Consider the following 12,351-nt stretch of genomic DNA (forward strand, 5'->3'; position numbering starts at 1 on the left):
ACGACCGGCGCGACCCTGACCGTCCCGGGGCGCTCACGTCACGACCGACGCGAGACCCAACCGTCCCACGGGCACTCAGGTCGCGACCGACGTGAGGCTCGACCGTCTCGGGGACGCTCAGGAGCCTGACACGCACGCGCCCGTCAACCTAGCCTGACAGCCTGCTTGAGGAAGACGACGCCGTCGATCATGTCGAGCTGAGCCGGGTCCAGCGGGAAATAGGCGAAATCGTGGGAGATGCGCGGGGCGGGCTTCGTGATGGCCTCGGCCAGGCGGCGGGCGTCGATGAGAGAGTGGTCCCACGGGAGCGTGGACAGGATGCCCTCGACGGTGTCCGGGGGCGGGGCGTTGTCGCCGACCGTGCCGAGGGCCGAGGCCAGGAAGGCGTACCGGTCGCCCAGGTGCGTCCCGGTGATCGCCCCCGCGCTCCACCACTCCAGCAGCTGGTCGCCGAACGGCATTGAGCTCTTGTTCCGCTGCAGGTGGAGGTTACTGGCGAAGACCAGGGCCGGGCCGTGCTCGGCGACGGCACGCAGGTTGGCGGCCATCATCGCGTCCCGTAGGGCCGACAGCCGGGTCCACCGCGCCGGGGACGCGTCGGCCATCCAGTAGTGGTAACGGAGCAGGCCGGTGGCGGTGCGCCCGTACAGTGCCGCCCGCTCCCTGTCCTCCGGCCTCAGCTGCGGCGCCTGCGTGTCGAGCAGCGCCACCAGGTCGTCGGCGATCAGTCGCAGCCGCTGGGCGTCGGCGGACTGGCCGATCGACTGGGACGGATCCATGGCCGCAGCCTCGTTCGCCCACCGGTCGTCCGGGCCCAGCAGCGTGTCAAGGGTTTCCCTGGTCACTACAGCGCAGGGGAGCGGGCCGTCGAGGAGGGCGTAGAGGGCGGTGAGCGCCTGGCGCGGGCTCGCCGCCCAATACTCCAGAGGGCCGTCGAACCCGAAGAACCGGAGCTTTTCGTCATGCTCCTTGTTGTAGGCCCGCATCCAGCGCACGAGCTCGCGGTTGGCCGGTGACGCGCCGAAGCCGTGGCTGAAGCCGCGTTCCATGACGTCGTCGAGCGTGCCGGCCCCCGTCGTGACGTAGTCGTCCACCACGAGGCCCATGAGACAGTCGCTCTCGATGGCGAACGACCGGTAGCCCTCGTGCTCGACCAGATGCCGGAAGATCTCGTTGCGCAACTCGCCGAGCTCTCCCACGAAGTGCCTGGCCTCGCCCAGGCCGAGCAGCAGGGGCTTGGCGGGAAGCGACCGCAGGAACGCCGAGACGCCCGCGCCGTCGAGCGGCCGGGCCGGGTCCTTGATATCCATACCTTCAACGGTATCGTTGAACTCTCGGTGTAAACTTTCCGGTGGAAATCGCCGTTCACACCGTATGGACCTTCAATCGGTGATGCATCCATGAGGCCAGTGGACCTGGCGCGCGAGCACGGCCTGTCCACCCAGGCGATCAGGAACTACGAGGACGCCGGCATCCTGCCCGCCGCGGAACGCACCGTGCACGGCTTTCGCACCTATACGCCGCTGCACGCGCAAGCCCTGCGCGCGTTCCTCGCCCTCGTGCCCGGGCACGGTCACCAGACGGCAACGTCGATCATGCAGGCGGTCAACCGGGGTGCCACCGAGGACGCGCTGCGACTCATCGACGAGAGCCACGGCCGGCTCCTCGACGACCGCCGCACCCTCCAGGCCGTCGAAGCCGCGCTCCGCGATCTGGCGCCCGTGCCGCAGGAGCGCGGCCACATGTTCATCGGCCCCCTGGCCAGGAGGCTCGGCATCCGCCCTGCCACCCTGCGCAAATGGGAGAACGCCGGGCTGGTCCAGCCGCGCCGCGACCCGCAGACGGGCTACCGGATCTACAGAGCGGCCGACGTACGGGACGTCCGGCTGGCCCACCAGCTCAGGCGGGGCGGCTACCTGCTGGAGCAGATCGCCCCGCTGATCGCTCAGGTCCGCTCCGCCGGAGGCGTCGCCCCGCTGGAGTCGACCCTGCGCGACTGGCAGGCCCGCCTATCCGCCCGGGGCCGCGCCATGCTCAAGGGCGCCGCCGACCTGGACGCGTACCTCTGCGCCCGCGAACCCTGAGGCTGCGGCGTGCTGACAGGACGGAGCCTCAGGGTTCGCGGGCCCTGCCGCCCTCCATGGGCCGGTACGCCCGTCAGCCACGTCCGATCACCTCAGCCGGGGACCGGGAGGCCGAGGTACGTCAGGGGGCCGGGGTCGGGCGGCCGTGGTGGCCGCTCTCCCGTCATCTCAGAGGAGAACCAGCCTCGATCAGTACGCGTCCGCCCCATCCTCGTACACAGGATGAAGCCAGACGGAGTGCAGATCCTGCCCTCTCCGTCCCAGGACGACTCCCGTCGCGACTTCGACCATCTCATCGTCGGCCTCCTCGTCGGGCGCCACGCGGATCCAGCCGTTCGACGGGTCGAACACCGTCTTCCAGCCCTCTTCCCCGGGTACCGGCTCGGAGACCCCCATCTCGAAGATCTCCTGCGCGGCGATGATCACCCCTCCCGGCCTGGTCGAGGGCCGGGGCAGGGGCCTCTCTTCCCATGCGGAGCGCGGATGGTAGCCCCAGACGTACATAGCGCGGTGCGTGGAGACTCCGACCTCGATCTGGAGGGTGTCTATCACGACGCTCGTGACGCCCTCGTCTCCCATTGCGTGCGCCAGGTCGGCGGGGCTGCTCACATCGAAAGAGAAGCTGTGTTCATCGACGTGGTACCTGAGCAGCCCGTCGAACCGGACGCCCTCCACGCTGTCGAACCTCATTCACCGACTCACTTCTTCCCCACGAAATTGAATTCAGGATTCTGTTGTTCTTGGTTCGAGTCCAGGTACCCCAGCCAATAGATCGTGGAGATTTCCCACCGCCCCGGAATGTAAGGTCAGCCCTTGGGGCAGGGGCAAGCGTGCGTGCGTGGGTCGTCGTCCCGTCCGTGACCAGACTCGCGTCGCCGACCCGGATCGGCCACAATGAGCGGAGGGGGGCGCGATGGCCTGGAGTACGCAGCAGCTTGCCGATCTCGCGGGTACGACCGTCAAGGCGATCCGCTACTATCACCGGATCGGCCTCCTCGACGAACCGCAGCGGGCGGATAACGGCTACAAGCAGTACCAGACCGTCCATCTGCTTCGTCTGCTCGAGATCCGGCGGCTCAACGACCTCGGCGCGTCGCTCGCCCAGATCGGCGAGCTGTACGACGACGACACCGACACGGGTACGGCGATCCGCGACCTCGACGCCGAGCTGGAGGCGACGATCGCGCGGCTGGTCAGCATCCGCGCGGAGCTCGCGACCATCCGCGAGCACGACGCGCCGCTCCACTCGCCGGCCGGGTTCGGCCGCATCGCCGGCCGGCTGTCCGACAGCGACCAGGCGCTGCTGATGGTCCTTTCACGGCTGCTCGACGACCAGGCGCTCGACGACCTCCGTGCCGTGGCGGAGGACCAGACTCCGATCGACGAGGAGTTCAACGCGCTTCCCCCCGACGCCGACGACGACGCGATCAGGGATCTTGCCGCGCGCATGGCGCCAGAGATCCTGCGGCAGCAGGACCGCTTCCCGTGGCTCGCGATTCCGGGGACTGTCTCGCCTCGTGGGGAGGAGTTCTTGGACGACACGATGGCGGGCGTACTGGGCGAGATCTACAGCGTGGCGCAGTTGCGGGTGTTCGTCGAGGTCGTGGCGCAGATCGAGCACCTGCGGGCCGCGCGAGGCGGCCGGCTCGACGCGCGTAGAGGACCACAGGACGGCGCCAGTGCCCTGACCAAGAACGTTCACGGTGGCGGAAGGGCGGCTCAGTAGTAGTACGGGAACTGCTCCCAGTTCGGGGGGCGCTTCTGCAGGAACGCGTCCCTGCCCTCGACCGCCTCGTCCGTCATGTACGCCAGGCGGGTCGCCTCGCCGGCGAACACCTGCTGGCCGGCCAGCCCGTCGTCGACCAGGTTGAAGGCGAACTTGAGCATCCGCTGCGCTTGCGGCGACTTGCCGATGATCTTCCAGCCCCACTCGAGGGCGGTCGCCTCCAGTTCGGCGTGCGGGACGACGCGGTTGACCGCGCCCATCGCGTGCATCTCGGCCGCCGTGTAGTCCTCGCCGAGGAAGAAGATCTCGCGCGCGAACTTCTGGCCGACCATGCGGGCGAGGTAGGCGGAGCCGTATCCGGCGTCGAACGAGCCGACGTCGGCGTCCGTCTGCTTGAAGCGGGCGTGCTCGGCCGAGGCCAGCGTCAGGTCGCACACGACGTGCAGTGAGTGCCCGCCGCCCGCGGCCCACCCGGGTACGACGGCGATCACGACCTTCGGCATGGTGCGGATCAGCCGCTGCACCTCCAGGATGTGCAGCCGGCCGGCCCGCGCCGGGTCGATGGTGTCGGAGGTCTCGCCGCTCGCGTACTGGTAGCCGGACCGCCCGCGGATGCGCTGGTCGCCGCCGGAGCAGAACGCCCAGCCGCCGTCCTTGGGGGAGGGGCCGTTGCCGGTGATCAGCACGCAGCCGACGTCGGAGCTCATCCGCGCGTGGTCGAGCGCCCGGTACAGCTCGTCGACGGTGTGCGGCCGGAAGGCGTTGCGGACCTCCGGCCGGTCGAAGGCGATGCGTACGACCCGCTTGCCGGAGCGGGCCTCCGTCGACCGGTGGTAGGTGATATCGGTGAAGTCGAAGCCCTTCACCTCGCTCCAGGCGGCGGAGTCGAACAGCTCGGAAACATTGACGTCGGACACATTGGCAGAATAGTCATTTCTGATCTGGCCGACGTGCCCAGGCGCCATGATCGACCGGGTACCTGACCGCCTTCCTGTTCCTGCCCTCGCCGCGGCGGGAGGAGATCGACGCCATACGGGTGAACGTAGACCGCCCGTCCGCGAACGGATGGCCCCCGGCAGCCTTCTGGTCGTCTCCCACGGCACCGGGACGGGGTGGCCTTTCGCAGGCCCGCCGACGGGGGGACTCGGGTTCGCCGGCTCCTGGCATGGGCGTCGGGAGCCGGTGGCGTCGAGTGATCCGCGCCTGAGCTGCCGGCGCTCACTCCCCTGGCGGTGCGCCTGGACGTGCCCCGCAGGCTTGACGGAAACCGAGAGCACTGCTCTTGACGATCGGCGCTCTGTTGAGAGAGCATTGCTCTCGAAAGAGAGCGTGCGTCGGCAGGGGTGTGGCGCTCGTTCGTGGACGGCGGGATCGTCGCATCAGGGCTGACACGCGGTACCGAAGGACATGATCATGGGAAAGCACGTCATCGTCGGAGCCGGGCAGATCGGTTCACAACTGGCCGAGCTGCTCGCCGGCAAGGGCCACGAGGTCGTGGTCGTCACCCGATCCGGGTCGGGCCCGGCCGTGCCCCGGGTGTCGCGCGTCGCGGCGGACGCCAGGGACGCCGTCCGCCTCACCCGCGTCGCCGCCGGCGCCGACGCGCTGTACAACTGCGCGAACCCCCCTTACCACCGCTGGCCGCAGGACTGGCCCCCCATCGCGAACGCGCTGCTCACGGCGGCCGAGGGGAGCGGCGCGGTCCTCGCCATCATGGGCAACCTCTACGGGTACGGCCCCGTGGACCGCCCGATGACCGAGGACCTGCCACTGGCGTCGGCCGGTAGCAAGGGCCGCGTCCGGGCCCGCATGTGGGCCGACGCGCTCGCCGCGCACGAGGCGGGGCGCCTGCGCGCCACCGAGCTGCGGGGGTCGGACTTCTTCGGGCCGGGAATGACCGACCAGTCCATCTTCGGTGACCGCTTCCTCGCGCCGGTCCTGGCGGGCAGGACGGCCCGCATCCCGGCCGATCCCGACCAGCCGCACAGCCTGACGTACCTGCCGGACGTGGCGCGGGCCCTGGCGACCGCCGCCACGGACGAGCGCGCGTGGGGCCGCCCGTGGCACGTCCCCACGAGCCCGGCGCTGACGATCCGGCAGATGGCCGAGCGCGTGGCCGCCCTCGGCGGCGCGCCGTCCCCCCGGGTCGCCGCGGTGCCGCACTGGATGATGCGCGCGGCCGGGCTCTTCTCGCCGCTGCTGCGCGAGCTGGAGGAGACCCGCTACCAGTTCGTCCGCCCGTTCGTGGTCGACTCGTCGGCGTTCGAGACGACGTTCGGCGTCCCGCCGACGCCGATGGACGAGGCGTTGAAGGAGACGATCGCCTGGTGGCGTGACGCGAAGGCCGCCTGACCATACCGAAGGCTGCGGAACGGGCGCGGCCCCGGCCCGTTCGGTGGGATCATGCTCGGCTGGATGCCCGGCACGCGCGGCGAACTATATGGGCGATCCCGGCGTCCAATTCTGAGCACGCACCAACGGACGGAGATCCTGTGAAACTTCGCGCACCGGCCACCGCGCTCCTCGCGGCCGCGCTCGTCCCCGCCTTAGTGCTTCCGGCGGCCGCGACCACCTCGGCGAGCGGCGCCGCCGCGACCGCGCGGGGCGCCGCCGCCTCCGCGGGGGACGCCGCCACGTCCACTCGGGGAACCGCCCTGGCGCCGCTCACCGGCGCGGCCGTCTACTACGCCTACAACCGCGGCCTGCGCATCGACCGCTACCAGCCGGGCAAGGGCTTCGCCCGCATGGGCGTCCCGTCGGGCAACTTCCAGTTCTCCGCCTCCCCGGACGGCAAGAAGGTCGCCTGGATCACGATCCGCGGCGAGCTGAAGGTGGGCTGGGGGAGCAAGGTGACGACCGTCGCCAAGGGCGTCCAGGCCGGGGGCCCGTGCGGCACAGCGACGTGGTCGCCCGACTCCCGGCGGGTCGCGTACGTGGGGGCGAGCAACGATGACCTGGCTCCGGTGTCGAGCGTCAACCTCGACGGCACCGGGAGGCACGTGGCGGGCAAGACCATCGGCGTCTGCCACCTGGCCTGGTCGGGGGACGGGCGCTACCTCGCGGGGTACGCGGGCACGGCCGACGCCGTCTACAAGCTGGACGTCAAGACCGGTAAGTCGGTCAAGGTGAAGGGCATCTCCTTCGTGACCCACGTGCAGAGCCTGTCGCCCGACGGGCGCAACGTCATCGTCCACGTGGTCCCCAGGGGCGAGCCGACGGGGGACGGCACCTGGCCGAGCCTGTTCACGCCGACCATCGTCGACACGGTGACGGGGAAGAAGGTGGCGATCCCGGTCAAGGGGCGGCTCGCCGGGGCGTTCTACCTCGCGGACGGGCGCCTGGTCGTCCGCGTCGCCGGCGCCGCGCACAACAGCCTGGTCGTGCTCGACGCCGCCGGCCGTAAGCTCCAGACCCTCGCCGAGCCCGCCAAGGCCAAGGAGTACGGCCTGCTGCAGATCATCCCCTGACGCGGGAGGCCGTCCATCGAGCAGCCGGGCCGGCGCGGCGGCGACGAGCCGCGCCGGCCAGGTTCCGTGGACGGTCACGGCCGCCGGACGGCTGTGAGCTCGCGCGCGCCGGGGCCAGGGTCCGGCCCGCTCTACCGCCACCGCCGACGCCCGCCCTGGTCGAGCCCTCGGCTGAGCGGTGTGGCGGCGCGGGGACGCTCCGGCCGGTGGGGAGTATCCTCCTCGGGCATCCGCGGAGGAAGGGAGTTCGGCGATGACGGCGGCACCTGGCATCCCGCCCCGGCGGGAGGCGCCGCCGGTGAAAGGGCTCGGCTCCTCGCTCGCCTATCTGCTGACCCGCGCCGAGCGGGGCGTCAACCGCGGGCTCGCGGCGGCGCTCGCCGCCGAGGACGTCTCGGTCGAGCAGTGGCGCATCCTCCAGGCGCTGGCGGACGGCCGCGGGCATTCGATGGGCGACCTGGCCGAGGCCGCGCTCATGCCCCACCCCACGCTGACCAAGGCGGTGGACCGGCTCGTGGACCGCGCGGTGGTGTATCGCGGACACGATCCCACAGATCGCCGCAAAGTAGCGGTTTTCCTCGCAAGTCGAGGCAGTGAGCTTCTGGGCCGCCTGGAGGCGGGCATCGCCGAGCACCATCGGGCGATCCTCGCCACCTACGGCGTGGCCCGTACGGAGGAGCTGATGCGCGAGCTGGAGGGCCTGGTCGAGACTTTGGAAGGCTGACCCCGGGCGAGTTCGTGCGTATGGTTCATATCGCTTGCTCTTGAGGGGAGGCCACGTGCCCGATCTGCTGGTGGGCCCGTTGCTGAGGTACGCCGACGAGGCCGGGGCGTCGATCTGGGTGGAGACGAGCGAGCCCTGCGAGGTCACGGTCGAGGCCGGAGGGGTTCGCGCGGCCGAGCGCACGTTCACCGTCCACGGCCACCACTACGCCATCGTCGACGTCGAGGTGGCCGGGCCGTACACCGTCGAGCTGGACGGCCGGGGAGTGTGGCCGCTCGACGGCTTCCCGCCGAGCCGCATCCGCCCGGTCGAGAAGCTCGGGCGGGTCGTGTTCGGCTCCTGCCGCACCAGCGTCCCCCATGACGAGGAGCACACCAGGACGCACGGCGTCGACGTCCTGCGCGCCTACGGCCGCCGCCTGATGCGGGGCGAGGAACCGCCGAGCCTCATGCTGTTCCTCGGCGACCAGGTCTACGCCGACGAGCCGTCCCAGGAGATGCTCGGCTTCATCCGCTCCCGCCGGCAGGACGGCCCCGACGAGATCGTGGGCTTCCAGGAGTACGCCGAGCTGTACCGCCAGGCGTGGACCGACCCGGTCGTGCGCTGGGTGCTGTCGACCGTCCCGACCGCGATGATCTTCGACGACCACGACGTGCGCGACGACTGGAACACCTCCGAGACCTGGCGCCGGCAGATGGCCGGGGTGCCGTGGTGGCCGGCCCGGGTCGTCTCGGCGCTCGGCGCGTACTGGGTGTACCAGCACCTGGGGAACCTCTCGCCGTCCGAGCGCGAGGCCGACCCCGTCTACGCGGCGATCCGCGCGGGCGGCGACGCCGACGGCGGCGCGCTCCTCGACGCGTTCGCCGAGCGGGCCGGCCAGGACCCCTCCTCCGCGCGGTGGAGCTACTCCCGCGACATCGGCGGGACGCGCCTGGTCATGCTGGACACCCGCAGCGCCAGGAAGCTGGACCGCGGCGACCGCCGCATGCTGGACGAGGACGAGTGGTCCTGGTTCGCCGAGCGGGCCACCGGCGGCGTCGACCACCTGCTCATCGGCTCCTCGGTGCCGGTCTTCCTGCCGAGCGGCATCTTCGACGTCGAGAGCTGGAACGAGGCCGTCGCCGACGGCGCGTGGGGACGCCGGGCGTCGCGGGTGGCCGAGAAGATCCGCCAGGCGCTCGACCTCGAACACTGGGGCGCGTTCCGCAAGTCCTTCGACGCGTTCGGCCGCGTCCTGGTCGACGTCGCCGCGGGGCGCCGGGGACGGGCGCCCGCGACGATCGTCCTGATGTCGGGGGACGTGCACTACTCCTACCTCGCCGCGGCCCGGCCGGTCTCCGCCGGCCTCGGCTCCGCGCGCATCTACCAGGCCGTGTGCTCGCCGATCCGCAACCCCCTGAGCCGCACGCTGCGCCTGGCCAACGTGATCGGCTCGCTCGGGGTGGCGAGCCTGGCCGGCGTCCTGCTGGTCCGCACGGCCGGGCTTCCCCGCCGCGAGTTCCGGTGGAAGATCACGGGCGGCCCGTGGTTCCCCAACGCCCTCGCGTCCCTGGAACTGGACGGCCGCTCGGCCGCCGTCCGCTGGCACACCGCCCGCCCCGACTTCGAAGAGCTGGCCCGCGTCCCCCTGACCTCCTGAGGACGCACGGCCGGCGGCGGCGCCCGGCTACCGGTCGCGCCCGGCGGCGTGCGCCAGTTCGTCCAGGGCCTCGGCCAGGCGGTCGACGGCCCAGTTCAGGTCCTCCTCCGACACCACCAGCGGCGGCGCGAGGCGGATCGTCGAGCCGTGGGTGTCCTTGGCGAGCACGCCGCGGCGCATCAGCGCCTCGCACACCTGGCGGCCGGTGCCGAGCCTCGGGTCGATGTCCACGCCCGCCCACAGGCCGCGCCCGCGGACCGCGACGACGCCGTGGCCGCCCTCGCCCACCGGTCCGACCAGCGCGCGGAGCCGCTCATGCAGGACGGTGCCCAGCTCACGGGCCCTGGCCTGGAACTCGCCGGTTCCGAGCAGCCGGACGACCGTCTCGCCCACGGCGCAGGCCAGCGGGTTGCCGCCGAACGTCGAGCCGTGCTGGCCCGGCTTGATGACGCCGAGGACGTCCTCGTTCGCCGCCACCGCCGAGACCGGGACGACGCCGCCGCCGAGCGCCTTGCCCAGCACGTACATGTCCGGGACGACGCCTTCGTGGTCGCAGGCGAAGGTGTCGCCGGTGCGGCCGAGGCCCGACTGGATCTCGTCGGCGACGAACAGCACGTTGTTCTCGTCGCAGATCTGCCTGACCTGGGCGAGGTAGCCCGCCGGGGGCACCAGCACGCCGGCCTCGCCCTGGATCGGCTCCAGCAGCACGGCGACGGTGTTCGCGTCGATCGCCTCCCGGATCGCCTCGGCCGAGCCGTACTTGACGATCCTGAAGCCGGGCGTCGCCGGGCCGAAGCCGTTGCGGGCGTCCGGATCGGTGGAGAAGCCCACGATCGTGGTGGTACGACCGTGGAAGTTGTCCTCCATGACGATGATGTTCGCCTGGTCCGGCGCGACGCCCTTGACCTCGTAGCCCCACTTGCGGGCCACCTTGATCGCGGTCTCGACGGCCTCGGCGCCGGTGTTCATCGGCAGGATCATGTCCTTGCCGCACAACTCCGCCAGCCCCTGGCAGAACGCCGCGAACCGGTCGTGGAAGAACGCCCGGCTGGTGAGCGTCAGCCGCTGGAGCTGGTCCTGGGCCGCCTGGAGGATCGCGGGGTTGCCGTGGCCGAAGTTCAGCGACGAGTAACCCGCCAGGCAGTCGAGGTACCGGCGCCCCTCGACGTCGGTGACCCACGCGCCGCGCGCCTCGCGCACGACGACGGGCAGCGGGTGGTAATTGTGCGCGCTGTGGCGCTCGCTGAGCCCGATCAGCTCTGCGGTGGTGGGTGAACTGGTCATGCGCGGATCTCCAGGGTGCAGCACTTCGGCCCTCCGCCGGCCTTGCGCAGCTCGCTCAGGTCGACGGGGATGATGTTCAGGCCCCGGCGCTTCAGTTCCAGCGACAGGTCGGCCGCCTCGGCGTTGATCACGACGTTGCGGCCGTCGCTGACCGCGTTCAGGCCGAGCACGGCGGCGTCCTCGGCGGAGGCGAGCACCGCGTCGGGGAACATGCGCCGCAGCACCTCCTGGCTGCCGCGCGAGAAGGCGCCGGGGTAGTAGGCGACGTTCGAGCCGTCGATCGGGAACAGCGCGGTGTCAAGGTGATAGTAACGCGGGTCCACGAGCTGGAGCGTCACGACCGGGACGCCGAGGAACTCCTGGGCCTCCTTGTGCGCGGTGATCGCGGTGCGGAAGCCGGTGCCCGCGAGGATCACGTCGTCCAGGGTGAGGAAGTCGCCCTCGCCCTCGTTGGTCTGCGTCGGCTCCATGACGGTGCCGTAGCCGTGCTCCTGGAACCAGCGCAGGTAGGCGGGTCCTTCGGGGCCGCGCTCGACGCTCGCGAAGCGCGCGCCGTACACCCGGCCGCCGACGACCAGGGCGCCGTTGGCGGCGAAGACCATGTCCGGCAGGCCCGGGATCGGATCGATGAGGCTGACGGTGTGACCCAGTTCCTCATAGGCGCCCTTGAGCCGCTCCCACTGCTGGACGGCGGTCGCCGCGTCGGCGCCCGCGTCCGGGTCCATCCAGGGGTTGATCGCGTACTCGACAGCGAAATGGTCGGGACGGCACATGAGGTAATGCCGGGTGTGGGCCATCTATCACTCCGTCGGAAAATGGCTGGTCGGGGATGAGATCAGCCTAGAAACGGGTAGTGGTCCCGGCCAGGTGCGGAGCTTGCGCGCCATCATGGATCGGTTGCGTCGTAAAGGGCATTTGCGGCGATTCGTTGCGTTGGTCGCCGCTGTGGTTTACGGGGCGATGCCGCTGCGGGCGTTCGGCGTGTCAATGAGCCGCGACAGCACGATCGCGCTCTTGGTGCGCACGACGAAGGGCTCGGCGGCCACCCGCTCGATCACCTGCTCGACGTGCCGGACGTCGGTGGCGCGGATGTGCAGCAGCGCATCGGCCTCGCCGGTGATCGTGCAGGCCGAGATGACCTCGGGGTGGCGCGCGACCGCCGTGCCGATCTCGGCGGGGGAGGTCTTCCCCCGGCAGAACAGCTCGACGTACGCCTCGGTGGTCCAGCCGAGCGCCGAGGGGTCGACCCGGGCGGTGAAGCCGGTGATCGCGCCCGTGCTCAGCAGCCGGTCGACGCGGCGCTTCACCGCCGGGGCCGACAGGCCGATCCGCTGCCCGATCTCGGCGTACGTCGAACGGGCGTCCTCGACGAGGGCGCCGACGATCGCCCGATCAAGCGCATCCAGCTCCACGGGCACCTGTATACA

General features: G+C 71.1%; 12 protein-coding genes. 6 read left to right on the top strand and 6 right to left on the bottom strand.

Annotation, left to right across the window (positions count from 1 at the left end; all coding sequences use genetic code 11):
- Positions 1-143: 143 nt before the first annotated feature.
- Positions 144-1,310, bottom strand: a complete 1,167-nt coding sequence (locus AB0H21_RS18810; protein ID WP_358517783.1) for an erythromycin esterase family protein — start codon at positions 1,308-1,310, stop codon at positions 144-146.
- Positions 1,311-1,400: 90 nt separating this feature from the next.
- On the opposite strand from AB0H21_RS18810, the gene AB0H21_RS18815 reads away from it, so the two are divergent.
- Entirely contained in the window at positions 1,401-2,084 is a 684-nt protein-coding gene (locus AB0H21_RS18815; protein WP_358517785.1) for a TioE family transcriptional regulator, read from the top strand.
- Positions 2,085-2,273: 189 nt separating this feature from the next.
- Here the strand turns inward: AB0H21_RS18815 and AB0H21_RS18820 are convergent, their stop codons facing one another.
- Positions 2,274-2,774: a hypothetical protein gene (locus AB0H21_RS18820; RefSeq protein ID WP_358517786.1), complete on the bottom strand. Its 501-nt coding sequence runs from the start codon at positions 2,772-2,774 to the stop codon at positions 2,274-2,276.
- Positions 2,775-2,997: 223 nt separating this feature from the next.
- On the opposite strand from AB0H21_RS18820, the gene AB0H21_RS18825 reads away from it, so the two are divergent.
- On the top strand, positions 2,998-3,810 hold the full coding sequence (locus tag AB0H21_RS18825) for a MerR family transcriptional regulator (protein ID WP_358517788.1): 813 nt from the start codon (positions 2,998-3,000) through the stop codon (positions 3,808-3,810).
- On the opposite strand, the gene AB0H21_RS18830 is transcribed toward AB0H21_RS18825, so the two are convergent.
- Positions 3,804-4,727 (bottom strand): 1,4-dihydroxy-2-naphthoyl-CoA synthase, encoded by a 924-nt coding sequence (locus tag AB0H21_RS18830; RefSeq protein ID WP_358517789.1) that lies wholly within the window; start codon positions 4,725-4,727, stop codon positions 3,804-3,806. The two genes, AB0H21_RS18825 and AB0H21_RS18830, sit on opposite strands and share 7 nt — an antisense overlap.
- A gap of 496 nt (positions 4,728-5,223) precedes the next feature.
- Here AB0H21_RS18830 and AB0H21_RS18835 point away from each other — a divergent pair, with 496 nt between their 5' ends.
- The 4 genes from AB0H21_RS18835 to AB0H21_RS18850 all read left to right on the top strand — a co-directional run bounded on the left by AB0H21_RS18835 (position 5,224) and on the right by AB0H21_RS18850 (position 9,640).
- Entirely contained in the window at positions 5,224-6,162 is a 939-nt protein-coding gene (locus AB0H21_RS18835; protein WP_358517791.1) for an NAD-dependent epimerase/dehydratase family protein, read from the top strand.
- A gap of 140 nt (positions 6,163-6,302) precedes the next feature.
- Positions 6,303-7,277: a hypothetical protein gene (locus tag AB0H21_RS18840; protein WP_358517792.1), complete on the top strand. Its 975-nt coding sequence runs from the start codon at positions 6,303-6,305 to the stop codon at positions 7,275-7,277.
- 253 nt (positions 7,278-7,530) lie between these two features.
- The gene (locus tag AB0H21_RS18845) at positions 7,531-8,001 is read left to right on the top strand and encodes a MarR family transcriptional regulator (RefSeq protein WP_358517794.1); all 471 of its coding nucleotides are present in this window, start codon (positions 7,531-7,533) and stop codon (positions 7,999-8,001) included.
- A gap of 55 nt (positions 8,002-8,056) precedes the next feature.
- Positions 8,057-9,640, top strand: coding sequence for an alkaline phosphatase D family protein (locus AB0H21_RS18850; protein ID WP_358517796.1), 1,584 nt, complete (start codon positions 8,057-8,059; stop codon positions 9,638-9,640).
- A 27-nt stretch (positions 9,641-9,667) separates the two neighbouring features.
- Here AB0H21_RS18850 and rocD read toward each other — a convergent pair whose 3' ends face one another.
- The 3 genes from rocD to AB0H21_RS18865 form a co-directional block, all read right to left on the bottom strand.
- Positions 9,668-10,924 (bottom strand): ornithine--oxo-acid transaminase, encoded by a 1,257-nt coding sequence (gene rocD / locus AB0H21_RS18855; RefSeq protein WP_358517797.1) that lies wholly within the window; start codon positions 10,922-10,924, stop codon positions 9,668-9,670.
- Positions 10,921-11,721 carry a dimethylargininase gene (gene ddaH, locus AB0H21_RS18860; RefSeq protein ID WP_358517799.1) on the bottom strand — a complete coding sequence of 267 codons (801 nt, stop codon included), beginning with the start codon at positions 11,719-11,721 and terminating at the stop codon, positions 10,921-10,923. The genes rocD and ddaH overlap by 4 nt, the downstream gene beginning before the upstream one ends.
- Positions 11,722-11,874: 153 nt before the next feature.
- On the bottom strand, positions 11,875-12,336 hold the full coding sequence (locus AB0H21_RS18865; RefSeq protein WP_358517801.1) for an Lrp/AsnC family transcriptional regulator: 462 nt from the start codon (positions 12,334-12,336) through the stop codon (positions 11,875-11,877).
- Between the last annotated feature and the right edge of the window lie 15 nt (positions 12,337-12,351).

Source organism: Sphaerisporangium sp. NPDC051011 (genome assembly GCF_040653595.1).
In the GTDB taxonomy this organism is placed as follows: Bacteria; Actinomycetota; Actinomycetes; order Streptosporangiales; family Streptosporangiaceae; genus Sphaerisporangium.

Excerpts from the sequence above, each read along its gene's own strand:
- AB0H21_RS18825 (WP_358517788.1), top strand. The coding sequence starts at position 2,998 with ATGGCCTGGAGTACGCAGCAGCTTGCCGATCTCGCGGGTACGACCGTC.
- AB0H21_RS18815 (WP_358517785.1), top strand. The coding sequence starts at position 1,401 with ATGAGGCCAGTGGACCTGGCGCGCGAGCACGGCCTGTCCACCCAGGCG.
- AB0H21_RS18820 (WP_358517786.1), bottom strand. The coding sequence starts at position 2,774 with ATGAGGTTCGACAGCGTGGAGGGCGTCCGGTTCGACGGGCTGCTCAGG.
- AB0H21_RS18845 (WP_358517794.1), top strand. The coding sequence starts at position 7,531 with ATGACGGCGGCACCTGGCATCCCGCCCCGGCGGGAGGCGCCGCCGGTG.
- AB0H21_RS18810 (WP_358517783.1), bottom strand. The coding sequence starts at position 1,310 with ATGGATATCAAGGACCCGGCCCGGCCGCTCGACGGCGCGGGCGTCTCG.
- AB0H21_RS18835 (WP_358517791.1), top strand. The coding sequence starts at position 5,224 with ATGGGAAAGCACGTCATCGTCGGAGCCGGGCAGATCGGTTCACAACTG.
- ddaH (WP_358517799.1), bottom strand. The coding sequence starts at position 11,721 with ATGGCCCACACCCGGCATTACCTCATGTGCCGTCCCGACCATTTCGCT.
- rocD (WP_358517797.1), bottom strand. The coding sequence starts at position 10,924 with ATGACCAGTTCACCCACCACCGCAGAGCTGATCGGGCTCAGCGAGCGC.